Raw genomic sequence first — 25,051 nt, 5'->3', positions numbered from 1 at the left:
ATTTTATTGTCAAAAATCAGAGTATATGAATTGGCAAAAGAACTGCAAATAAGTTCAAAAGAGCTTATAGAATTATTAATGAGTGAATTTAGTGTTGATGTAAAAAATCATATGAGCGTTATAGAAGATGAAGATGCAGAATTAATTAAAGAATTAATTGGAGAAAATAATTCTTCAGATAACAAAACTATAGTTGATGAATATGAAGAGATATTAGCAGAAGAAGTTAATAATCAAGCTAAAAAGAGAAAGAAGAAAAAATCAGAAGAAGAAGAAGACGTGATTGGAGAAGGTGGATCTGGAGTTGTTGAAATAGGAGAGACAATAACTGTTAAAGAACTTTCAGAAAAGCTTGGAAAACCAACAGCAGATGTTATAAAGACTCTTATTTTTACAGGAGTTATGGCTGCTATTAACCAAGAAATAGATTTTGCAACAGCTGAAAAAGTATGTGAAAAATATGAATGTTTAGTTGTAAAAAAAGAAGAAAAAGAAGAGCTAGAAATAGTTGAAGAAGAAGATGTAATTGAAGAAAATCTAGTAAAGAGACCTCCTATTGTTACTGTTATGGGACACGTTGACCATGGTAAAACTTCATTATTAGATGCTATAAGAAAAGCAAATGTTACTGCACACGAAGCGGGTGGAATAACTCAACATATTGGTGCGTATACTGTAAACCTAAATGGAGAAAAGTTAACATTTTTAGATACACCAGGACATGAAGCTTTTACAGCAATGAGGGCAAGAGGTGCTCAAGTTACAGATGTAGTTATTTTAGTTGTTGCAGCAGATGATGGAATAATGCCACAAACTAAGGAAGCTATAAGTCATTGTAAGGCAGCAGGAGTTCCTATTATAGTAGCTATAAATAAAATAGATAGACCAGGAGCTAATATAGAAAGAGTTAAACAAGAATTAACAGAATATGAATTAGTAGCTGAAGACTGGGGTGGAGATACTATTTGTGTTCCTGTATCAGCTAAAACAGGTGAAAATTTAGAGCAATTATTAGAAATGGTTTTATTAACATCAGAGATGGCAGAATTTAAAGCTGATCCAAAGAGAAAAGCTAAGGGTACAGTGATAGAAGCTAAACTTGATAAAGGTAGAGGAGCTGTTGCAACACTACTTATTCAAAATGGTACATTACATGTTGGAGATTCAATATTAGTTGGGTCTACATACGGTAGAATTAGAGCAATGTTTGATGATAAAGGAAAGAGTATAAAAAAAGCTGGGCCATCAATACCAGTAGAGATTTTAGGACTTTCAGAAGTACCAGCAGCAGGAGATAGATTTACTGTTGTTAAAGATGAAAAAACAGCTAGAAATATGGCTGAACTTAGAAAGCAAAAAATCAAAGATGAGAGCTTCCATTCAGCTAATAGAGTATCTCTTGAAGATTTATATAACCAAATTCAAGAAGGAACAGTTAAAGAACTTGGTATAATAGTTAAAGCTGATGTTCAAGGATCAGTTCAAGCTATAAAACAGTCTTTAGAAAAACTTTCAACAGAAGATGTTAAGGTAAGAGTAATTCATGGTGGAGTTGGTGCAATAACAGAAACCGATGTGACACTTGCAACTGCATCAAATGCACTACTTATAGGATTTAATGTAAGACCAGATTCAAATGCAACAATAATTGCAGATAAAGAAGGAGTCGAAATTAAAACATATAGAATAATATATGATGCAATAGAAGATGTTAAATCAGCAATGATTGGAATGCTTGATCCAGAATATAAAGAAGTTGTAAATGGTAAAGCAGAAGCAAGAGTAGTATATAAAATTTCAAATGTAGGAACAATTGCTGGATGTTACGTTACAGATGGTAAGATATTAAGAAACTCAGAAGTTAGAGTTATAAGAGATGGAATAGTAATATTTGAATCAACTTTAGCTTCATTAAAGAGATTTAAAGATGACGTTAAAGAAGTAAATGCAGGCTATGAATGTGGTCTAAGCGTTGAGAAATTTAATGATATAAAAGAAGGTGACGTAATAGAGTCATTTAGCATGCAAGCAATTGAAAGAAAGCAGCTTTAATTAAAGAGGTGATTTAAATGGCTAATTACAGAGGCGGAAGAATTAACGAAGAAGTTAGAAGAGAAATAAGCGTTATAATAAGAGATGAAATAAAAGATCCTAGAATGACGGCTATGGTTTCAATTACAGAAGTCAAAGTTACAAAGGATCTAAGATATGCAAAAGTATTTGTAAGTATATATGGAAAAAGTGAAGAAGAGAAAAATGAGACTTTTGCAGCATTAAAAAGTGCAAGCGGATATATAAGAAAAGAAGTAAGTCAAAGAATGAATTTGAGAAATACCCCTCAAATACTATTTGAACTTGATGATTCTATAAGCTATAGTATGAAAATAGAAGAACTTATAGAAAAAGTTAAAGAAAAGTAAATGAATAATTTACAAGATATAAGCAGGATAATTTTAGATAGTAAAAAAATAGGCATTACCTATCATGTATCACCTGATGGTGATGCAGTAGGTAGTGCACTTGCACTATTAAATGCCTTAAAGAAATTAAAAAAAGACGCTTATTTAATTTCAAAAGATATAATATCAGAAAACCTTCAATTTCTTAAAGGAGCAAAGGAAGCTACTGGAAATTTAACATCTGCAACAGAAGATACTTCAATAGTTGTAGTGTTAGATTGTGGAAATTATGAAAGAATATCTGCCGACCTAGATACTTTTAAAGGAAGCATAATAAATATAGATCATCATGTTTCAAATGATAATTATGGTGAATTAAATTATATAGATACAGATGCGGCTGCGACAGCAGAAATAGTTTTTGAACTTTTAGAAGAATTAGGTTTAAATTTTAATGAAGAAACTGATTCTATAAAAAATATAGGAACTTGTCTTTATACATCATTAGTTACAGATACTGGAGCTTTTAGGCATTCAAATGTAACTTTTAGAACACATACTATAGCAGCAAGGTTAAAAAAAATCGGAGTAAATAATACGTATATACATCAAAATCTCTTTGATAACAAAAGTTTTGAAAAAATTAGATTAATAGGTAAAGCCTTAAATGGTATGGAGCTTCTACTTGATAGAAAAGTATCATTAATTAAAATTCCAATTTCTTATGGCAATGAACTTGGAATAGAAATAGGTGATACTTCGGATATAATATCTTTTGGATTACAAATAAAGGGTGTAGAAGTAGCTGTATTAATTAAAGAAGTAGAAAATGGAACTAAAGTAAGTTTAAGATCAAAAGATAAATTTGATGTTAGGAATATAGCTGAAAGATTAGGTGGCGGGGGTCACGTTAAGGCGGCAGGAATAACTTTAAAAGGAATAAAGTTAGAAGAAGCTAAAGATAAAATTCTAGAAGAAATAGAGAAAGAGTTATTGTAATGGATGGTGTAATTAATATTTTTAAGAATACTGGAATGACTTCCTTTGATGTTGTTAGGAAAATTAAAAAAGTAGCAGGAACAGGAAAGGTTGGACATACAGGCACGTTAGATCCAGAAGCCTGTGGAGTCCTACCTGTGTGTATAGGTAAGGGAACAAAGATTATTGATTATATAATGAACAGTGATAAAATATATGAAGTAGAATTTAAACTTGGAATAAAAACTACTACATATGATTTAGAAGGAGATGTAATACAAGAAAAGGATTCATCTAATATAGAAAATGAAGAAATATTAAAATCTATCTATTCTTTTGAAAGAGAATACTCTCAAATACCGCCTATGTATTCAGCAATAAAGCAAAATGGAGTAAGACTTTATGAACTTGCAAGAAAAGGAATTGAAGTTGAAAGAAAAGGCAGGCTTGTAAGTATCCATAAAATAGAAGATGTGAGAATAAATAATCCATATATTAGTATGAAAGTTATATGTTCCAAAGGAACGTATATAAGAAGTCTTTGTTATGACATTGGGGAAGATCTACAAGTTGGAGCAACAATGACAAAGCTTAAAAGAAGTAAAACATCTAAATTTACTGAAGAAAAATCTATTAATATAGAAGATATAAACTCTGAAAACATAAAAGATTATATTATAAGCATAGAAGATGCATTAGATAGCTATCAAAAATTAGTGATTTCAAATAAATTTTCAAAACTTTTAATTAATGGAGTTAAGGTTTTCGATAAAAGGCTTACTAAAGAAAAAGCTGAAATAGGAAAATTATATAGGGTTTATGATGAGAATAATAATTTCATCGGTCTTGGGAAAAGTGATCATCAAGGATTTAAGATAGAAAAATTATTAATTAATTAGGGGAGCAGGATATGGTAGTAATAGATGATATTATTATGAATAATAAAGAAAGTGAAATTTATGTTGCACTAGGAAGTTTTGATGGACTTCACTATGGTCATTTATCTCTTGTAAAAAAAACTGTTCAGGTTGCAAAGGAAAAGAATGGGAAAAGTATGGTGTTTACATATAAGAACCATCCTAAAACATTGGTTAAACCAGAAAGTTCACCTAAATTAATTATGGATCTAGAAACAAAGTTAAAGTATTTAGAAGAGGAAAATATAGATATAGTCGTTCTTAAAAGTTTTAATAAAGAATTCATGTCAATGTCTGCAGAAGATTTTATAAAGCTTCTTTGTTTAGACTATAATGTAAAAGGAATTATAGTTGGATTTAATTTTAAGTTTGGATATAAAAACTTAGGTGATATAGAGTTGCTAAAAAATCTTCAAGATAAATATGGATATGAGTTATACATAATGGAGCCTTATACTTATAATGGTGATGTAATAAGTAGTACCAGAATAAGAAAGATACTTTTAGAAGGTGATGTGAAAGAAGCCACTAAAATGCTATCTAAACCATATTTAATTAAGGGAAAAGTTATTCATGGGAAAAAATTAGGTAGAACTATAGGATTTCCAACTGCAAATTTACAATTTGATGGAAAGATGATAATTCCTAAAAAAGGTGTTTACTATACAAATATAGAATATAATAATAAAATTTTCAAAGGAATTACATCAGTTGGGAATAATCCAACAGTAAATGGGAAACAATTAACTATAGAGACATTTATATTGAACTTTAATGATACAATCTATGGACAAGAGATTAAGGTCTATTTTATTGAAAGAATAAGAGATGAAATAAAATTTAATTCTTTAGAAGAATTAATAGAACAAATTAAGCAAGATGAAAAATTTGCTATAGATAAAGATATAGTAGTTTAATTATGTAAATTTATAATTTACAATATGTATATCATTTGTTATAATAGCAAAGAAGAACCTAATTCTAAGATATGAGGGTGCTATCTCATTTCATGGATATAGGGGATAATTTTACGGAGGTGCGAACAATGGACGCAATAAGAAAGCAAGAAATAATTAAAGAACATGCAAGACACGAAGGAGATACTGGATCACCAGAAGTGCAAATTGCATTATTAACAGAAAGAATTAATTCTTTGACAGGTCACTTAAAAATGCACAAAAAAGACCACCACTCAAGAAGAGGTCTTTTAATGATGGTTGGACAAAGAAGAGGTCTTTTAAACTATTTAGCTGACCAAGATATCGAAAGATATAGAGCTATAATCAAAAAATTAGGCTTAAGAAGATAGTCTTTAGAGCGGTTTTTAAGCCGCTCTATTATTTTAACAATTTTAAATGATAAGATACAAGCCTGAAGGGAGGTTACAAAATGAACAATGTAATGAAAACAACCATAGCTGGTAGAGAACTTAAACTAGAATTTGGAAAAGTTGGGATGTTATCAAATATAGCATCATTTATTAGTTATGGAGAAACAGTTATTTTAACTAATGTTAATGCTTCAGAAAAACCAAGAGAGGGAATAGATTTTTTCCCACTAAGTGTTGAATATGAAGAAAGATTATATTCAGTAGGAAAAATCCCAGGTGGATTTATCAAAAGGGAAGGTAGACCTTCAGAAAATGCTATATTATTTGGAAGAGCGGTAGATAGACCTTTAAGACCACTATTTCCAAAAGGATATAGGAATGATGTTCAAGTTGTTTGTACAGTAGTATCAGTTGAGAAGGATAACCTACCAGAAATTCTAGCAATTAATGCAGCGTCATTATCATTATGCTTATCAAGTATTCCTTTTACAACTCCTGTTGCGGCTGTGCAAGTAGGACTAATCAATGGAAAATTCATTTTAAACCCAACATCTAAAGAAAGAGAAGAAAGTGAACTTCAATTAACTGTTTGTGCAACTAATGAAAGAGTTATGATGATTGAAGCTGGTGGTCAAGAAATTCCAGAAGATGTTATGCTTGGTGCTATTAAATTTGGATTTGATAGTTGTCAAGATATAATCAAGTTTCAAGAAGAAGCTATGCAAAGATTTGGAAAAGAAAAAATGATTCCTGAGTTATATAAACCAAGTAAGGAATTAGAAAATGACATAAAAGAATTTGCTGGTGAAATTATTAAAAAAGCTATGTGGATAAGTGATAAAGATGAAAGAAATGCTGCAATGGACGAAGTAAATGAAAAGGTTTATGCAGAATTTGAAGAAAAGTATCCAGAAAATTTAGGAGATATAAAGGAAATAATTTATAACTTACAAAAAGAAGTTGTAAGAGATATGCTTTTAAATCACCATAGAAGACCAGATGAAAGAGCTTTTGATCAAGTTAGACCAATATCTTGTGAAGTAGGAATACTACCAAGGACTCATGGTACAGGACTATTTACAAGAGGATTAACTCAAGTAATGACAGTTGCTACTTTGGGTGCTGTAGGTGATATTCAAATAATTGATGGAATAGGTGAAGAAGAATCTAAGAGATATATGCATCACTATAACTTCCCTGCTTATTCAGTAGGTGAAGTAAGACCTCTTAGAGGCCCAGGAAGAAGAGAAATAGGTCATGGAGCTTTAGCCGAAAGAGCATTAGAGCCATTAATACCTTCAGAAGAAGAGTTTCCATATACTATTAGATTAGTATCGGAAGTGTTAAGTTCTAATGGATCGACTTCACAAGCTTCAGTTTGTGGTAGTACTTTAGCTTTATTAGATGCAGGTGTACCGCTTAAGAGACCGGCCGCTGGTATAGCAATGGGACTTATAACTTCAGAAGATCTTTCAAGGGAAGAAGTCTTAACAGATATACAAGGCATAGAAGATTTCTTTGCAGATATGGACTTTAAGGTTGCAGGAACTGTAGAGGGTATTACATCAATACAAGTTGATACAAAAATAAAAGGACTAAGCTTTAAAGTAATAGAAGATGCTATAATGGGTGCTAGAAAAGCTAGACTTCATATATTAGATAAAATAAGCGAATGTATTCCAACTCCAAGAGAAGAAGTTTCAAAATATGCTCCTAAAACTTCAGTAATAAGCATTGATCCAGAAAAAATTAGAGACGTTATAGGTGCAGGTGGAAAAGTTATAAATAAAATTATTGATGAAACTGGAGTTAAAATCGATATTAAAGAAGATGGTACAGTATTTGTATCTTCGACAGATCATGATGGCGTTAATAAAGCGATAGCTATTATAGAAGGTTTAACTAAAGAAGTTAAATCAGGGGAAGTTTATTTAGGCAAAGTAACTAAAATAGCAACCTTTGGAGCTTTTGTGGAAATTCTTCCAAATAAGGAAGGACTATGCCATATATCAAAGTTAGATAAAGCAAGAGTAAATAAAGTTGAAGATGTTGTATCTGTAGGAGACGAAATATTAGTTAAAGTAACAGAAATAGATAATCAAGGAAGAATAAATCTTTCAAGAAAAGATGCTTTAACTGATGATTCAGAAGATAAAAAAGAAAAAAGTGAATAGTAAAAAAGTTAGTAAAGGGCAATTTATTGCCTTTTTTCTTATTTTATGGCTTTATAAGAAGTTTATCTTTTAAATCAGTTCTTTATGACTTCTTTTATTTAATTTTCAAGTGAATTTATGTAAGTATCTATTTCCTTTGAATAAATTGAGTTTAGGAGCAAATTTACCTTTCAATAAATTTTCATATAATAAAAATTAAATTAAATATAAATAAACTAGTATTACATAACTCTAAAATAATATAGAATAATAGTAATATACAATAAATTAAAAAAGTGTAAAGCAAGGAGGAGCTATGTACAATATATATACATTAAAAAATGGATTAAGGGTTGTAACTGAATATATAGATCATGTTAATTCAATAAGTGTGGGAGTAATGGTGCAAAATGGTTCAAGAAATGAGGAATTAGAGTTAAATGGTATTTCTCATTTCATAGAGCATATGTTTTTTAAAGGTACAGAAAAAAGAACCTCAAAAGAAATAGTTCAGCAGATAGAAAATGTAGGAGGGCAAATAAATGCTTATACTAGCAAGGAAGCAACTTGCTATTATATTAAAGCATTAAATACACATTTAGATTTATCTATAGAAATATTAGCGGATATGATATTAAATTCTAAATTTGATGATGAAGAAATAGAAAAGGAACAAGGTGTAGTAATTGAAGAAATAAATATGAGTGAAGATACTCCAGAAGATGTTCTAGATAATGATTCATCAAAAGCTATTTTTGGAGAAAATTCATTATCATATCCTATATTAGGAACAATAGAAAATATAAAATCATTTAATAGTAAAAAAATTAAAAAATTTGTTAAATCTCATTATGCTCCACATAATTCAGTGGTATCTGTATGTGGAAAGTTTGATGAAAAGGAACTAATGAAAATGCTAGAAGAAAACTTTGGTTCATGGAAAGGAGAAGGAGATTATAAACCAGAATACAAGTCTCCAATTTTGATTTCTCAAAGTAAGTATACAAATAAGCCTATAGAACAGTTGCATATAAATTTAGCCTTTAAAGGATTACCATATGCACATGAAAAGGCATATTCTTTAGTACTATTAAATAATGTATTTGGAGGAGGAGCATCTTCAATATTATTTCAAAATGTAAGAGAAGAATTAGGACTATGCTATACTATTTATTCTTATGGTCAGCCATATTTAGGTACTGGAATCAATAATATATATACAGGAGTAAGTAAACAATCTGCAGATAAGGCTTTGGATGTTATTAATAAGGAACTTAAAAAGTTTGCGGATAAAGGAATATCAAATGAATTACTAGAAATTAATAAGGAAAAGATAAAGGCGAGTTATATATTAGGTCTTGAAAGTACTTCATCTAGAATGTTTTCTAACGCAAAAAGTATGTTACTTCAAAACAAAATTAAAACTCAAGAAGAAGTAATAAAAAGAATTAACAATATAAATAGCGATGACATAAATTATGTATTAGATACGTGCTTTAAACCAGGCATAATAAGCTCAGCATATGTAGGTCAAGATATAGAGTATGAGAAATTAAATCAAATTATAGAGCCAGATATAAAGGCATATGACAATTCTAATAAAGATGGAATAAAAAGAATGTAATCTTTATTAGAATATTATGTACTAAAGTATCTCTAATTAGCATAAGATTTACATAAGATGGTATGGAGGTGAATCTTATGTTAAGAGGAGATAAAAAAGAGGAGAATACTATGAAGAGGAATCTAAGAGAGAATCAAAATATAGGCTTCTTAGTGATTTAGAAAGATATGAAATATTTAATACAGAAGAAGCAGAAAAATATGATACTCAACAAGCCTTAGATTTTATAATTGATGAAAATGGGAATTTACAATTTATAGTTGCTGCTGTTGCCGGAAGTAAATTAGGCTTATTTGGTGGTAGGGAATATGTAGAAATTCCTTGGAATTATGTCACTAAGATTGGAGCAAATGTTATTGTTGTTTCAGCTGATAAAGATAAGATTAAGAGGGCAAGAGCGTAGAAACTTAGGGAGGTTATTACTTGAAAATAATTATACAAAAATTTGGAGGTACATCAGTATCTACCGAAGAAAGAAGAAATCAAGTAGTATCTAAGGTCAAAGAGGCAATAAATAAAGGATTTTCCACTGTAGTAGTAGTATCTGCTATGGGAAGAAAGGGAGAGCCTTATGCTACTGATACATTATTATCTTTACTAGATAATAATTTTAAAAGAAATAACCTACAAGCAACTGATATGCTTATGTGCTGTGGAGAAATAATAAGTAGTGTAGTAATGAGTAATATGCTAATAAATGCAGGTATTCAAGCAGTTCCACTTACTGGTGGGCAAGCAGGTATTATAACAAATGATAATTTTTCAGAGGCAGATTTAATTTATACAAAAACAGAAGATATAAAAGAAATCTTGAAAATCGGAAAAGTCCCAGTTGTTGCTGGATTTCAAGGTATAACTGAAAGAGGATATTTAACTACTCTTGGAAGAGGGGGAAGTGATACATCAGCATGTCTTTTAGGTCAAGCTTTAAATGCAGAGGAAATAGAGATTTACACAGATGTAGATGGAATAATGACTGCAGATCCAAGGATAGTTAATGATGCATCATTAATAGACACTATAAGCTATAACGAAGTATTTCAACTTGCAGATCAAGGGGCAAAAGTTATACATCCAAGAGCTGTAGAATGTGCAAGAAAGGCTAATATTCCAATAGTTATAAAGAATACAATGAGTCAATGTAAGGGCACGTTAGTAAATAACAATGGAATGAACAGGAAGGAAAAAGTTATCTCTGGGATAACTCATTTAAATAACAGAACACAAATAACAGTAAGGCTGAAAGAAAATAGCAATAAAGATAATTACAGAAACCTATTAGAAACTTTAGCAAAAAATAATATAAGTTTAGATCTTATAAATATATTTCCTACTGAACAAATTTTTACTATAGATTCATGTAAGAAAGAAAAATTAGAAAATGTTCTTAAAGATCAGAATATAAAATATAGTATAATGGACAATTGTAGTACCATAGCTATAGTTGGAATTGGAATGACTGGAGTTCCAGGAATAATGGCTAAAATAATAAAGACATTATCTGAGGACTCAATAGATATATTACAAACAGCAGATTCAAATATGACCATATGGTGTCTAATTAAATCTGAAAATATTATAAAAGCTCTTAATCTACTTCATAAAGCTTTTAAATTAGGTGAATAAAATAAATCCTCTTGTACAAAATAATATTGTATAGGAGGATTTTATTATGAAAAATTTTTTTTACTCATTAAAAAGTGAAAATAAAGATATGGAAAAGGATGAAGAAAAACTAAATGAAGCTAAAGAAAAAAGAGAAGAAATAAAAGAATTTGGTACTACTAATGAAGTAGAGCAAGATGAAAGTATTCAGATATTACCAATAATAGGCCAGATAGAAGGACACCAAGTACTTCCGGCTCAATCAAAATCAACCAAATATGAACATGTAATTCCACAACTTATCTCAATGGAGCGTAATGATAAAGTGAAAGGAGTATTAATAATATTAAATACAGTTGGTGGAGATGTGGAGGCAGGATTAGCTATTGCAGAAATGATAAATTCTTTATCTAAACCTACAGTATCAATAGTAATTGGAGGTGGTCATTCAATAGGAGTCCCACTTGCAACATCTTCTAGTTACTCATTTATAACACCATCTGCAACAATGATAGTACATCCAATAAGAATGAATGGGTTTGTTATAGGAGTTGCTCAAACTTTTAATTATTTTCAAAAAATGCAAGAGCGTATAGATAATTTTATAGTAAGAACATCTAAAATAAATAAAAATGAATTAAAAGAAATGATGTTAAAATCTGATGAGTTATTGAATGATATGGGTACTATATTAATAGGAAGTCAAGCAGTAGAATGTGGACTTATAGATGAAGAAGGCGGGATTAAGGATGCATTGGCTAAATTAAAACAATTAATAGAAGAAAAAGAGGAAGAAGAGAAAAAAGAAATGGATATTAAGGAATAATTATAATAGATATGAAAGAGTATAAAAAATATATTTTATATTTAAAAGATTATAAATTAATTTAGGCGGTTTGAATAATGAGTAGTTATTTAAATTGCTTTTTTTTTATTAATGTTTATAATAATATTATGTAAATAATTAGTTTACAATAAGTGGGAAAACAGTGAGGTGATTCTTTGTCTAAAGTTAAGAGTAAAAATACTAGCAAAAAAAAGGACACAAATAAAAAAAACAATGATTTAAAAGAAAGTGGAGATATTAAGGGAATAATTTATATAGTAGTAGGTATGCTATTATCTATTGCGATTTATACAACTTGGGCAGGTGCATTATCTGTTTTATCAAGAAAAGTAATATATAAATTATTAGGGGTTAGCACTTTTGTTCTTCCGTTATATTTAATTTATTTTGGGTATTATACAATTGTATCAAAGGGAAGTATAAAAGTAACAAGAAGAGTTTTTGCAATTACTCTTATTATATTAGCAATAACACTAGGATGCGCCACTGGTAGTATTAATATATTACAAAATAAAGGCGGATTTTATGAAAGTTGGTTAGAAGTTGTTAATATAAATGGGGTGCATGGAGGGCTTATAGGGCATATCTTTGCTTATCCACTAAGTAAACTTATTGGTTATATAGGATCATATATATTATACATTTCGATATGGGTAATAGGAACAGTATTACTATTTGATATAACTTTCTACGATATAATCATGTATTTTAAAGAAAAAAGTAAAAATGCCAAAAAAGATAAAGCATTAAAAAAGGAAGCGGCTATAGAATCAGCAGCAGAAAAAGAAAATGCACCTTTAATAGAAGTTATACCTAAGGAAAAAGAAAAGGAAAGAGAAGAATTTATAAATGGAATAAATAATAAAATAAAAATTTTAGATTTTATGAAAAATTCTTCTTTAGAAGAAAGTACGATCGAAAGTAATCAAGAAGATTTTAAAGTAGATAAAAATAATAATCCATTTAATATCGAAGTTTTTGATGAAGAAAATCATGAAAGTAGGGCAAATAAAGAAGCTAATAAAAATGTAAAAGAAGATGAAAAGCCTAAGAAAAAAGAGAAGTTAGATAGCTCAGTTAAGGATGTAGTAAGTAAGGAGATAGAAGAAAGTTTAACAGATGAAAAAAAAGAAGAGAAAATTTATATACATCCATCAGTAGATCTTTTAAATATAAATAGCAAAATGAAGCTTAGAAGCGAAGATAAAAAAGAGCTTATAGAAAATGCTGGAAAGCTTGAAGGAATTCTAAATGACTTTGGAGTAGATGCAAAGGTTGTACAAGTGACTAAAGGGCCATCAGTAACAAGATTTGAAATTCAACCGAGTCCAGGAGTTAAGGTTTCTAAAATAGTGAACCTTCAAGATGACATAGCATTAGGACTTGCAGCTAGTGGTGTAAGAATGGAAGCTCCTATTCCTGGAAAGGCAGCTATAGGGATAGAAGTACCAAATAATAAGCAAACATCAGTATTTTTAAGAGAAGTTTTAGATTCCAAGGAGTTTGAAACTTCAGATAAAAAACTAGCTTTTGCTTTAGGAAAAGATATAGCGGGTAAATGTGTAGTTGGCGACTTAGCAACTATGCCTCATATGCTTATTGCAGGGGCAACAGGTTCAGGTAAATCTGTATGCATTAATACTCTTATAGTTAGTTTATTATATAAATACAGTCCGAATGAAGTTAAACTACTAATGGTTGATCCTAAGGTTGTAGAACTTAGTGTTTATAATGGGATACCTCATCTTTTAATTCCTGTAGTTACAGATCCTAAAAAAGCTGCAGCAGCATTAAATTGGGCAGTTAATGAAATGAATAAAAGATATAAGTTATTTGCAGATTCCTCTGTAAGGAATATTGAAAGTTATAATTCTCTTTATGATAAAGGTATAATTGAAGAAAAATTACCTTATATAGTTATGATAGTAGATGAACTTGCTGACTTGATGATGGCGTGCCCTAATGATGTAGAAGATTATATCTGTAGACTAGCACAAATGGCTAGAGCAGCAGGGATGCATTTGATAATAGCAACTCAAAGGCCATCTGTTGACGTAATTACTGGTGTTATTAAGGCTAATATACCATCTAGAATTTCATTTGCTGTTTCATCAGGGATAGACTCAAGAACTATACTAGATTCAACTGGAGCAGAAAAACTTCTAGGAAGAGGAGATATGCTATATTGTCCAATAGGTGAAAACAAACCTATTAGAGTTCAAGGAGCGTTTATTTCAGAAGAAGAAGTAGAAAAAGTAGTAAGTTTTATAAAAGAGGAAGAAGCTGGGGTTGATTATGAAGAATCAATACTTGAACATATAGAAAACGGAAGCAAGGAAAGTGGAAAATCAGATGATATAGAAGAAAATGATGAGCTTTTAGATGAAGCAATAAAAATTGTTATAGAATATAATCAAGCATCAACATCTTTTTTACAAAGAAAACTTAGGATAGGATTTAATAGAGCATCAAGAATAATGGATGAACTTGAAGAGAGAGGTATTATATCCGAAAAAGATGGGAGCAGACCAAGGCAAGTTCTACTTTCTAAAGAAGAATTAAATATGGATGACTAAAAAAACTTGTAAATATTATTTTTCTACATTAAAATAATATTTAGGCTAAAAATCAAGAATTTAGGAAACGTAGGAGGAAGTAGCTTTGGAAAAATATAAAGTTGGTATGGTAAGTTTAGGATGTGATAAGAATAGGGTAGACTCAGAACTTATTCTTGGAACTATAAATAAATTTTATGAAATAACAAATGATCCTAGAGAGGCAGAAATAATAATAGTCAATACATGTGGATTTATTGAAAGTGCAAAACAAGAATCAATAGATACAATATTAGAGATGGCTGAATATAAAAATAAATATAAATGTAAAATGCTTATAGCAACAGGATGTTTAGCTCAAAGATATGGAGAAGAACTTTTAGAACTTATGCCAGAAATTGATATTCTTATGGGTGTTAATGACTATATGAAACTGCATAAGCTTATATTAGATTTTATAAAAGGAGAAAGAAAGCTACTTGCAACGAATTATAGCGATGATAATATAAACGAAGGAATAAGACTTTTAACTACAGATAAGCACACTGCATATGTAAGAATTGCAGAAGGTTGTGATAATTATTGTACTTATTGTATAATTCCAAAAATAAGGGGAAAATTTAGAAGTAGAAGTAAAGAATCTATACTAGAAGAAATTAATTATCTAACTAAAAATGGAGTAAAAGAAATTATTCTAATAGCTCAAGACTTAACATATTACGGAATGGATATATTCAATGAAAATAAACTTCATGAATTAATTAAAGAAATTTCAAATATAAATGGAGTAGAATGGATAAGATTATTATATTGTTATCCAGAAGAAATAACAGAAGAACTAATTGAAGAAATAGCAATTAATCCTAAGGTAGTTAAATATTTAGATTTACCAATACAACATATAAGTAGTAATATACTAAGAGGTATGGCGAGAAGAACTAATAAGGAAGCTATAATAGGAATAATAGATAAATTAAGAAAAAGAATACCAGGAATTACTCTAAGAACTTCTCTTATAGTTGGATTTCCAGGAGAAACAGATGCAGATTTTAATGAGCTGTGCAATTTTTTAGAAGATTATAAACTTGATAATGTAGGAGTTTTTAAATATTCAAAAGAAGAAGGAACTCCAGCTGCTAATATGGAAAATCAGGTAGACGAAGATACAAAAGAGCAAAGACAAAAAAAGATTATGATAATTCAAAAAAATGTTGTTGAGGAACTAAACAAATTGAAAATTTCAAAGATTTATGATACTATTATAGAAGGAAGAAAAGGGAAATATTTCATTGGGAGAAGTTCAGAAATGGCACCTGAAATTGACGGAAGTATATTAATTGATGAAGTTAGAAGTCTTAAAAAAGGCGATATTGTGAAAGTCAAAATTAAGGAAGCATTAGAGTATGATTTAATAGGAGAGATATGCGATGAATTTAGCAAATAAGCTAACAATGATAAGAATATTTTTGGTACCGATATTTTTAATATTTATTGCTGTAAAAAACATTCCATATGGAACTTTCATAGCTACTTTTATATTCATAATTGCGTCTTTAACTGATCAATTAGATGGATATATTGCAAGAAGTAGAAATCAAGTAACCAATTTTGGAAAGTTTATGGATCCTCTTGCAGACAAACTTTTAGTTACAGCTGCCCTAATTTCATTAGTAGAACTTCAAGTTATACCAGCTTGGGCTACAGTAGTAATAATAGCGAGAGAGTTCGCAGTTTCAGGACTTAGAACTATAGCAGCAGCAGAAGGAAAAGTAATTGCTGCAAGCAATTGGGGAAAGCTAAAAACTGTTACTCAAATAATTGCCATAATATTTTTATTAATTCAAGTAAATGTAGCATCTTCAAAATATCTAATATCATTAGTATCAGAAAGTGATATATTTAAAAATGTTATTACATATGGACCTAAGATTGCATTGTTTTTAGCTGTACTAATGACGATAATATCTGGATATGATTATTTTGCTAAAAACATGAAAATAATAGATACTAATAAGTAGTTTAAAAATAGAAATATGGGTATAATTAAAAATAAAAGTTCCATCTTAGATAGTTGGAACTTTTAATATATTTTTAATATATATAGTTTCTAATTAATAAATTATATAAATAGAAAAGTGCTATAAATTAAAGATTAGCATAGCTAATTTATTTAAATGTTGAATAATTATTGAAATTTATATATTTATATTAAAATGAATATTATATGTTGACTATAAGTAAGAAATACTTTATAATTAATCATAGAACAAATGTTCGCAAAGAGAGGAAGGTGCTATATGGGAAATATAGATATGGATAAGTTAAAGGCTATAGAAAATGCAATGGGTCAAATTGAAAAGCAGTTTGGTAAAGGCTCTATAATGAAACTAGGAGAAAATAGTTCATTAAATATAGAAACTATTTCAACAGGTTGTCTTGATTTGGACATAGCCTTAGGTGTAGGGGGAGTTCCTAAAGGTAGAATAATAGAAATATATGGACCAGAAAGTTCAGGTAAAACAACAGTAGCATTACACATTGCTGCTGAAGCACAAAAGCTTGGAGGCGCTGTTGCTTTTATTGATGCTGAGCACGCATTAGATCCAAGTTATGCAAAAAATTTGGGAGTTGACACAGAAAATCTTATAGTTTCACAACCAGATACAGGAGAGCAAGGTCTTGAAATCGCTGAGGCATTGGTTCGTTCAGGTGCAATAGATGTAATAGTAGTTGATTCAGTTGCAGCTTTAGTTCCAAGAGCGGAAATAGAAGGTGAAATGGGAGATTCTCACGTTGGTCTTCAAGCAAGACTTATGTCACAAGCTTTAAGAAAATTAACAGGAACTATACAAAAAACGGGTTGTGTAGCTATATTTATAAACCAATTAAGAGAAAAAGTTGGAGTTATGTTTGGAAATCCTGAAACTACAACAGGCGGAAGAGCTTTAAAATTCTATTCTTCAGTTAGACTTGATGTTAGAAGAATAGATTCAATAAAACAAGGTGAAAGTATTGTAGGAAATAGAACAAGAGTTAAGGTAATGAAAAACAAGGTAGCACCTCCATTTAAGCAAGCTGAATTTGATATAATGTATAATGAAGGTATATCAAGAAATGGAAATATAGTTGATGTTGGAGTTAAAGAGGGAATGGTTCAAAAGAGCGGAGCTTGGTTCTCTTATGGTGATATAAGACTTGGTCAAGGAAGAGAAAATGCAAAGCAATATCTAAAAGATAATCCTGAAATTGCATTAGAAATAGAAAATAAAATTAGAGAAAAGTTTCAACTTCCAATAATGAAAGAAGTTGCTATAGATAAAACTGCAAAAGATAAAACTACAAAAGATAAAACTGCAAAAGAATAATAAACTTTAATAATATATTGAATATAATTAGATAAAAATGTTAATACTAATAGTCGATAGTGATAATATTGAAATATTATTATTGTCGACTTTTTTATTAATTATAAAATAAAACATAGAAATCAATACATTATTAATAATGTAAACAATTAAATTTTGTTTATCAAATAAATAACTAAACTTGACATAATTTTAATTTTAAGATAAAATAATAACAAATACTGGTTTTATCATATTTCAAATATCAGTTAAGATTAAATGTGATGCCTACTACATTTTCGTTTAAACATAAGTTTATATGAATGGAGGAGGTGTTGTTATGGATATGAATAAGGTTCTTATTTGGATAATAGTTGATATTATAGTATTAGTCATACTTGGCTTATTACTTTATAAGGCTATACAAAGTGCTTCTAAAAATAAGATAGAAGGCTTAGAAAAAGAAGCGGAAACTCTTTTAGAAAATGCTAAGAGAGAAGCTGAAGCAACTAAGAAAGAGTCAATTTTAGAGGCAAAGGAAGAGGTTCATAGACTTAGGAATGATTTAGAAAGGGATTCAAGGGAAAGAAGAAATGAAATTCAAAGACTTGAAAGAAGAATAATTCAAAGAGAGGAATCCCTAGATAAGAAAAGTGATCTTCTGGAAAAGAAAGAAGAAGCATTAAGTAAAAGATTACAAGAAATCGATGAAATGGAAGCAAATGTACAGGAACTATTTGCTAAAAGAAGAGAGGAGCTTGAAAGAATAGCAACTCTATCTACTGATGAAGCTAGAGAAATTCTTTTAGAAGAAGTTAGAAGAGAAATCACTCATGAAACTGCTATTATGATCAAAGAAATAGAATCTAGAGCAAAAGAAGAAGCAGATAAAAAAGCTAGAGAAATTATAACAACTGCCATTCAAAGATGCGCAGCTGATCATGTATCAGAATCAACAGTACATGTTGTTGCCCTTCCTAATGATGAAATGAAGGGTAGAATTATAGGTAGAGAAGGTAGAAATATCAGAACTCTTGAAACATTAACAGGAGTAGATTTAATAATAGATGATACTCCGGAAGCAGTTATTTTATCAAGTTTTGACCCTGTAAGGAGAGAAATTGCTAAAATAGCTTTAGAAAAGTTAATTGTGGATGGTAGAATTCATCCAGCTAGAATCGAGGAAATGGTAGAAAGAGCTACCAAAGATGTTGAAAATGACATCAAAGAAGAAGGAGAACAAGCAACATTAGAAACTGGTGTTCATGGTGTTCATCCTGAAATAATTAAATTACTTGGTAGACTAAAGTATAGAACTAGTTATGGACAAAATGTGTTAAAGCATTCAATTGAAGTTTCATATTTAGCTGGTGTTATGGCTGCAGAGTTAGGCTTAGATGTAAATTTAGCTAAGAGAGCAGGATTATTACATGATATTGGTAAAGTAGCAACACAAGAAGAAGAAGGCCGCCATGCTGTAATAGGGGGCGATTTAGCTAAAAAATATGGAGAATCACAAGCTGTATATAATGCTATAGCTGCACATCATGGAGATGTTGAGATGCTAACACTAGAAGCTGTATTAGTTCAAGCGGCTGATGCAATATCAGCAGCAAGACCAGGAGCTAGAAGAGAAACTCTTGAGGCTTATATTAAGCGTTTAGAGAAACTTGAGGAAATTGCAAATTCTTACGAAGGTGTAGAAAAATCATATGCAATTCAAGCTGGTAGAGAGATTAGAATTATGGTTAAACCAGATCAGTTAGATGACGCTGGATCTGTAGAATTAGCTAGAAGTTTAGCTAAGAGTATAGAAGAACAATTAGAATATCCAGGTCAAATAAAAATTAATGTTATAAGAGAAACAAGAGCAGTAGATTATGCTAAATAATATAAAGTACATTTTGCAGTGCAAAATGTACTTTATTTTTCATTTTAAAGAAATTTATTTTTTATATAAATTAAAAAAATAAAAGTATAAAAATTTTAAAAATAAAGAAGGATTTTTTTGTATCTTATAGAATATATATGATGTAGGAGCAAAAGCTCTATAACATATTGTAAACGATTTTTATCTAGGAGGTAAAGACAAGTGGAAGTATTAAAAGTTTCAACAAAATCAAATCCAAATTCGGTGGCAGGTGCATTAGCTGCCATAATTAAGGAAAAAAATATAGTAGAAATCCAAGCAGTAGGAGCAGGTGCTATAAATCAAGCAGTAAAAGCAATTGCTATAGCAAGAGGCTTCGTTGCCCCTAGCGGAAAAGATATTGTTTGTGTTCCAGCATTCACTGATATTGAAATAGATGGTGAAGAAAGAACTGCAATAAAATTAATTGTACAACCAAGATAGTAAGGTTTTATATTTAAATTGGGGAGAAAATCTATTTAGGGGAAATAAAGAAAAGGACTACATTTAGGTAGTTCCTTTTCATATTAAGCAAAATAGCCTTTATAAGCCTTGAAATTTTTTAAAATTACATATATAATGAAATAGTTAAATAGAAAACTATTTTAAATTTAATGTAAAGAGGTGTGTTTAATGATATCTAAAGAGGTTGTAGTAAACAACGGAACTGGTTTACATGCTAGACCAGCAACTTTATTAGTAAAGAAGGCTTCATCTTTCAAATCAGATGTAAGCATAGAGTTTAACGGAAAGAAAGCAAACGTTAAGAGTTTAATTGGAGTTCTTTCTTTAGGAGTAACTAAAGGAGCTAAAATAACTGTTTTAGCAAGCGGAGATGACGAAGCTTTAGCAGCAGAAGAAATTGTTAACTTAATAGCTAACTTAGAAGATTAATAAAAAAGTGCCAAAAGGCACTTTTTATTAATCTTTTATTAGTATGTAGTTAATTAAATAAATTTAAAGATTTGCACTTGAAAACTAAGGCGATTATATCCAAAGCAGCAATAAATATTACGATATATACTATTCTTTGTAGTATAACAGAGCCTCCAACTAGTAGAGTTACAATATTTATACTTAATAAACCTATGAGACCCCAGTTTATTGCACCAATTAATACTAATATAAAAGATATCTTATCCAATAAAGATATTTTACACATATTTACCTCTTATAAATAATACAGTATATATATATTAAAAAAAAACAAAAATATAACTGAAAATTAATATAAAAGCTATTTAAAAGTATTATAATTATGTTATAATACGAATGATGATAAAAAAACTAAAAATTTATTCGGAGGTTATCTAAAGATGAGAGATTTATATAATTCACCATTAAATTCAAGATATGCATCAAAGGAAATGAGTTTTATATTTTCAGATGATATGAAATTTTCAACATGGAGAAAACTATGGGTTGCATTAGCAGAAGGAGAAAAAGAACTAGGATTAAATATAAGTGAAGAGCAAATAGAAGAACTTAAATCCAATATATATAATATAAATTATGAAGAAGCAATTAAAAAAGAAAAAGAAGTTAGGCATGATGTTATGAGCCATGTTTATGCTTATGGACTTCAGTGTCCTAGAGCAAAGGGTATTATACATTTAGGAGCAACTAGCTGTTATGTTGGAGATAATACAGATATAATAATAATGAGAGATGCACTATTATTAATTAAGAAAAAGATTATATTAGTATTAAATCATTTATCTAGTTTTGCATTAAAATATAAGGAAATGCCTACACTTGGTTTTACACATTTTCAGCCGGCTCAATTAACTACTGTTGGAAAAAGGGCTACTTTATGGATGCAAGATTTAGTTTTAGATATAGAAAATATAGACTTTTTACTGTCAACGCTTAAATTAAGGGGTGTTAAAGGGACTACTGGCACACAAGCAAGTTTCATGGCGTTATTCAATAATGATGAAGAAAAGGTAAAGAAATTAGATTATATTGTAGCTGAAAAAATGGGATTTGCGAAAAGCTACGGTGTAACGGGTCAAACTTACCCAAGAAAGTTAGATTCTATAGTACTAAATAGGTTATCAGAAGTTGCTCAAAGTGCTTATAAATTTAGTAATGATTTAAGGCTATTACAAAGTATGAAGGAAATCGAAGAACCGTTTGAAAAAAATCAAATAGGATCATCAGCAATGGCATATAAGAGAAATCCAATGAGAAGCGAACGAATGGGTTCTCTAGCAAGATATGTAATAGTAAACTCATTAAATCCAGCTATAACAGCAGCTACACAATGGTTTGAGAGAACTTTAGATGATTCAGCTAATAAAAGAATAGCAGTTGCTGAAGCATTTTTAGCATTGGATGGAGTATTGAATCTTTATATAAATATTGCTGAAAATATGGTTGTATATGAAAAAGTTATAAGCTCTCACGTTAATAAAGAGTTACCATTTATGGCTACAGAAAATATCATGATGGAAGCAGTTAAAAGAGGTGGAGACAGACAAGAGCTTCATGAAAAAATTAGGGTTCATTCAATGGAAGCAGCTCAAAGAGTGAAAGGTGAAGGATTAGAAAATGATCTTATAGAAAGAATAATAAATGATAGAAGTTTTATGTTAAATCAAGAGGAAATATTAAATATAATAGATCCAACTAAATTTATTGGGAGAGCTCCAAGTCAAGTTTTAGAATTTATAGATACTTATATAAGACCAGTTATTGAAGAAAATAAAGATGCGTTACAAATAGAAACAGAGATTTTAGTATAATAAAGCAGTTAAAAAGTCATGAAGTGTTATAAAAATAATACTTTATGACTTATTTATTTTAGTAAGAATATTAATGAAAAATGAATAAAATAGTTAAATTAGACAATAATTAATAGATAGAATTAGTAAGGGAGGAATATAAATGATAGATAAAGATGAATATATGTCTCAATGCATAAGTTGTAGTGGAACAGGAAGAATAAAATGCGATTGTGTACAGAAGAATCGCCAAATGAACGTTGCCTAACTTGTGGTGGTGAAGGGAGTTTTAAATGTCCTGTTTGTGAAGGTGGGGGAAAACTTTAGGTTTATCATAAACTAGATATGTCTAGCAATTAGTTGCATTATTTATATTAAGGTAGGATTTTTTCTTACCTTATCTTTATTTAGAATAACAAAATTAAATGCATTGTAATAGTATATACTGTAATAGTAATTTAAAAGGGAAATTTTTATGTCAATATATATAAGTCATATCCCAAGAACTGAAATGAATATAGGAGATAAAAAAGAAGTAATTTCAACTAGGGTTGGAGACGTAATAGGAAGTAGTGCCCTAGATATTGTATATTTAGTAGGAAATAGAAAAGGCAGTGGGAAAAATACCATCTTTTATAATATGGAAATATTAATTTCTGATGGGGAGACCGGTAAGATAGTTAATATAGACTTAAGAGGAATCGAAGGATACAAGCCGAGAATAACATTGCAGCATTTTAAGGCTGATAAAGATAATGAAATATTATTTTCTATGGAGGATATAGGTACCAATGCATATATAACAGCACAAGTTTTTACATTAGATGGAGACAAAGTTATCAAAATTTTTGATACAAATTACTATAATCAAAGTGAATCATATCAGGTAATATATCAAGATAATTATGTGGTAGATGTTGTAGATACTAAGAAAAATACAGTTTATTCAATAGATATAAGTAGAAAAGATAAACTTTACTTAAGCGAAATATATAATGATAATGGATTATTAAAGAAAAAGATAATAGGGAAGGTTCTTCCAGTATCAGGAATAAGTCCGATAGATATAAGAAGAGAAGATGTATTAGACCTTTTATTAATACAAAAAATTATTGGAAGAAGTGAAAGTGATATTTTAGCTGTAATGAATAGTACTTTAAGCTTTAGGAACATAACTTTTGAAAAAGAAGATTCATTTGTAGGTATATTAGGAGAAAAGTTACCAAATCCTTTAATAAGATCAAAGGAAATAAGCAATAAGAGTTATATAAATTTTTCTAAAATTGAATTTATAGAATCGGAATTAGTAAAAGATAGTTCTATAGAAAGAGCAATAGAAAAGTTTTTTAATTTAAATCATGGAGAGGATAAGGTTAATTATTTATATAATAAAGTGAACTTGAATGATGATGCTAATTATCACATATTAGTTTATTTAGAGGGGCCTAGATTTTGTACCGAAAGAGGGGGAACTTTAGCCATATTCAAAAGAAAAAATGATGAATATAATTTAATATCTAAAATAAGCAATATTGTAAATCCAATAATAATTTCTGAAAATAAAAGTAATGGGTATAGAGACTTAATAGTAAAAGTATTAGATAGTGAAAAAGAAGATTTTAGAGTATTAAAATTTAATGGTAATGCATATCCTTTAGATCCTATAAAAGAAAGAAAAGTAAAAAGTGGAAGTGAAATAAGGGGAATTGCAGCTATTTCTGATGACTTATTCTATACAAGAGGTATAGAATATAAATAAAAGGCTATAACAAAGATAAAAAAAATTAATTTTGAAAATCACTATGGAAGTTTTCAAAATTAATTTTTTTATTCTTAATTTTTACTGCAAGATAGGATTTGTGTTACTTTAACTCAATAGAGTTGTTTGTATCAACTTTAAATGAATCTCCATCTTTCATTAAGATATGTCCAGAAGTATAAGGCTTATCATCTAAATTTATTATAACATTGCTAACATTAAAATAATCTCCAAAAGTATTACATATAGCTTTTAAAGTATTTGTTTCAGCACCAGATCCTAAATTCTGAGCTTCAACAAAGTTAGAAGAAAAATTTAATGTTATAGTATCATTTTCATCATTAACTTTAGCTGATATTAGTGAAATATCATTAGATATAGCAGGAGAAATATCACTATTAGGAGATTTCTTTAATTCATTAATTAATGCTGTAGCTGTAGCTTTATCTTTTATTTCAATAGTTTTATTAATATAAACTATTTTATCAATAACAACATCATAATAATAAATTCTTGCATCATCAGAAACTATTTCACTAGATTCATTATTGGAATTATTAATATTGTTTTTAGAATCATCATTATTATTAGAAAAACTTCCAGTATTATTTTTTTCCGATATATTATTGTCTTTATCTCCATTCTGACAAGAAATCATGGAAAAACCTATTAATAGCGAGATAATTATTGCTGTAAATTTTTTATTCATATATTTACACCTCCAGTTATATAAGTTATTTATATACTAATTTTACTTAAATATTATATGGTTCAAAAATAACTTAAATAAACAGCTGACATTAAGCACAAATCATATAATATATTTAATTATATTATAACATAATTAATAAGTTGTTACAAATTTACATAATATTTCTGTGTAAATAAAGAAATACTATTATTTG

At 29.1% G+C, this 25,051-nt stretch carries 22 protein-coding genes; 20 read left to right on the top strand and 2 right to left on the bottom strand.

Annotated features, from left to right (window positions below; genetic code table 11):
• Nucleotides 1-6 precede the first annotated feature (6 nt).
• From infB to A500_RS04015, 18 genes are all read left to right on the top strand, one after another.
• The gene (gene infB, locus A500_RS04095; RefSeq protein WP_016206327.1) at nt 7-2,052 is read left to right on the top strand and encodes a translation initiation factor IF-2; all 2,046 of its coding nucleotides are present in this window, start codon (nt 7-9) and stop codon (nt 2,050-2,052) included.
• A 17-nt stretch (nt 2,053-2,069) separates the two neighbouring features.
• The gene (gene rbfA, locus A500_RS04090) at nt 2,070-2,420 is read left to right on the top strand and encodes a 30S ribosome-binding factor RbfA (RefSeq protein WP_016206326.1); all 351 of its coding nucleotides are present in this window, start codon (nt 2,070-2,072) and stop codon (nt 2,418-2,420) included.
• Complete coding sequence (locus A500_RS04085) at nt 2,421-3,398, top strand: DHH family phosphoesterase (protein WP_016206325.1); 978 nt, start codon at nt 2,421-2,423, stop codon at nt 3,396-3,398. It begins immediately after the preceding gene.
• On the top strand, nt 3,398-4,276 hold the full coding sequence (gene truB / locus A500_RS04080) for a tRNA pseudouridine(55) synthase TruB (protein WP_016206324.1): 879 nt from the start codon (nt 3,398-3,400) through the stop codon (nt 4,274-4,276). Before A500_RS04085 ends, truB begins: the two co-directional genes overlap by 1 nt.
• 11 nt (nt 4,277-4,287) lie before the next feature.
• Nucleotides 4,288-5,211: a bifunctional riboflavin kinase/FAD synthetase gene (locus A500_RS04075; protein ID WP_016206323.1), complete on the top strand. Its 924-nt coding sequence runs from the start codon at nt 4,288-4,290 to the stop codon at nt 5,209-5,211.
• Between the two features lie 128 nt (nt 5,212-5,339).
• Entirely contained in the window at nt 5,340-5,603 is a 264-nt protein-coding gene (gene rpsO / locus A500_RS04070; RefSeq protein ID WP_016206322.1) for a 30S ribosomal protein S15, read from the top strand.
• Nucleotides 5,604-5,683: 80 nt separating this feature from the next.
• Complete coding sequence (locus A500_RS04065; protein ID WP_016206321.1) at nt 5,684-7,798, top strand: polyribonucleotide nucleotidyltransferase; 2,115 nt, start codon at nt 5,684-5,686, stop codon at nt 7,796-7,798.
• Between the two features lie 295 nt (nt 7,799-8,093).
• Entirely contained in the window at nt 8,094-9,401 is a 1,308-nt protein-coding gene (locus tag A500_RS04060; RefSeq protein ID WP_016206320.1) for a M16 family metallopeptidase, read from the top strand.
• Between the two features lie 172 nt (nt 9,402-9,573).
• A complete protein-coding gene (locus A500_RS19890; protein ID WP_083935666.1) occupies nt 9,574-9,804 on the top strand; it encodes a YlmC/YmxH family sporulation protein in 231 nt (76 codons plus the stop codon).
• A gap of 20 nt (nt 9,805-9,824) precedes the next feature.
• Nucleotides 9,825-11,027 (top strand): aspartate kinase, encoded by a 1,203-nt coding sequence (gene dapG / locus A500_RS04055; protein ID WP_016206319.1) that lies wholly within the window; start codon nt 9,825-9,827, stop codon nt 11,025-11,027.
• Nucleotides 11,028-11,073: 46 nt separating this feature from the next.
• Nucleotides 11,074-11,832, top strand: a complete 759-nt coding sequence (locus A500_RS04050) for a ClpP family protease (protein ID WP_016206318.1) — start codon at nt 11,074-11,076, stop codon at nt 11,830-11,832.
• 176 nt (nt 11,833-12,008) lie between these two features.
• A complete protein-coding gene (locus A500_RS04045; RefSeq protein ID WP_016206317.1) occupies nt 12,009-14,429 on the top strand; it encodes an FtsK/SpoIIIE family DNA translocase in 2,421 nt (806 codons plus the stop codon).
• A gap of 85 nt (nt 14,430-14,514) precedes the next feature.
• On the top strand, nt 14,515-15,852 hold the full coding sequence (rimO, locus tag A500_RS04040; protein WP_016206316.1) for a 30S ribosomal protein S12 methylthiotransferase RimO: 1,338 nt from the start codon (nt 14,515-14,517) through the stop codon (nt 15,850-15,852).
• Nucleotides 15,836-16,426, top strand: a complete 591-nt coding sequence (gene pgsA, locus A500_RS04035; protein ID WP_016206315.1) for a CDP-diacylglycerol--glycerol-3-phosphate 3-phosphatidyltransferase — start codon at nt 15,836-15,838, stop codon at nt 16,424-16,426. The genes rimO and pgsA overlap by 17 nt, the downstream gene beginning before the upstream one ends.
• Before the next feature lie 279 nt (nt 16,427-16,705).
• Entirely contained in the window at nt 16,706-17,773 is a 1,068-nt protein-coding gene (gene recA / locus A500_RS04030) for a recombinase RecA (RefSeq protein WP_016206314.1), read from the top strand.
• Between the two features lie 325 nt (nt 17,774-18,098).
• Nucleotides 18,099-19,643: a ribonuclease Y gene (rny, locus tag A500_RS04025; protein ID WP_016206313.1), complete on the top strand. Its 1,545-nt coding sequence runs from the start codon at nt 18,099-18,101 to the stop codon at nt 19,641-19,643.
• Between the two features lie 201 nt (nt 19,644-19,844).
• Complete coding sequence (locus tag A500_RS04020) at nt 19,845-20,105, top strand: stage V sporulation protein S (RefSeq protein WP_016206312.1); 261 nt, start codon at nt 19,845-19,847, stop codon at nt 20,103-20,105.
• Between the two features lie 189 nt (nt 20,106-20,294).
• Nucleotides 20,295-20,555, top strand: a complete 261-nt coding sequence (locus A500_RS04015) for an HPr family phosphocarrier protein (protein WP_016206311.1) — start codon at nt 20,295-20,297, stop codon at nt 20,553-20,555.
• 49 nt (nt 20,556-20,604) lie between these two features.
• On the opposite strand, the gene A500_RS04010 is transcribed toward A500_RS04015, so the two are convergent.
• Nucleotides 20,605-20,823 carry a DUF378 domain-containing protein gene (locus tag A500_RS04010; protein ID WP_016206310.1) on the bottom strand — a complete coding sequence of 73 codons (219 nt, stop codon included), beginning with the start codon at nt 20,821-20,823 and terminating at the stop codon, nt 20,605-20,607.
• 154 nt (nt 20,824-20,977) lie between these two features.
• Here A500_RS04010 and purB point away from each other — a divergent pair, with 154 nt between their 5' ends.
• Entirely contained in the window at nt 20,978-22,408 is a 1,431-nt protein-coding gene (gene purB, locus A500_RS04005; RefSeq protein ID WP_016206309.1) for an adenylosuccinate lyase, read from the top strand.
• Between the two features lie 454 nt (nt 22,409-22,862).
• Nucleotides 22,863-24,146, top strand: a complete 1,284-nt coding sequence (locus A500_RS04000) for a hypothetical protein (RefSeq protein ID WP_016206308.1) — start codon at nt 22,863-22,865, stop codon at nt 24,144-24,146.
• Nucleotides 24,147-24,249: 103 nt separating this feature from the next.
• Here the strand turns inward: A500_RS04000 and A500_RS03995 are convergent, their stop codons facing one another.
• Nucleotides 24,250-24,855, bottom strand: a complete 606-nt coding sequence (locus A500_RS03995; protein WP_016206307.1) for a GerMN domain-containing protein — start codon at nt 24,853-24,855, stop codon at nt 24,250-24,252.
• Nucleotides 24,856-25,051: the final 196 nt, after the last annotated feature.

The sequence above is a fragment of the Clostridium sartagoforme AAU1 genome, assembly GCF_000401215.1.
Classification (GTDB): Bacteria; Bacillota; Clostridia; order Clostridiales; family Clostridiaceae; genus Clostridium; species Clostridium sartagoforme.
Note: the sequence above shows the minus strand (reverse complement) of the source record. Positions and strands in the feature narration are given on the sequence as shown.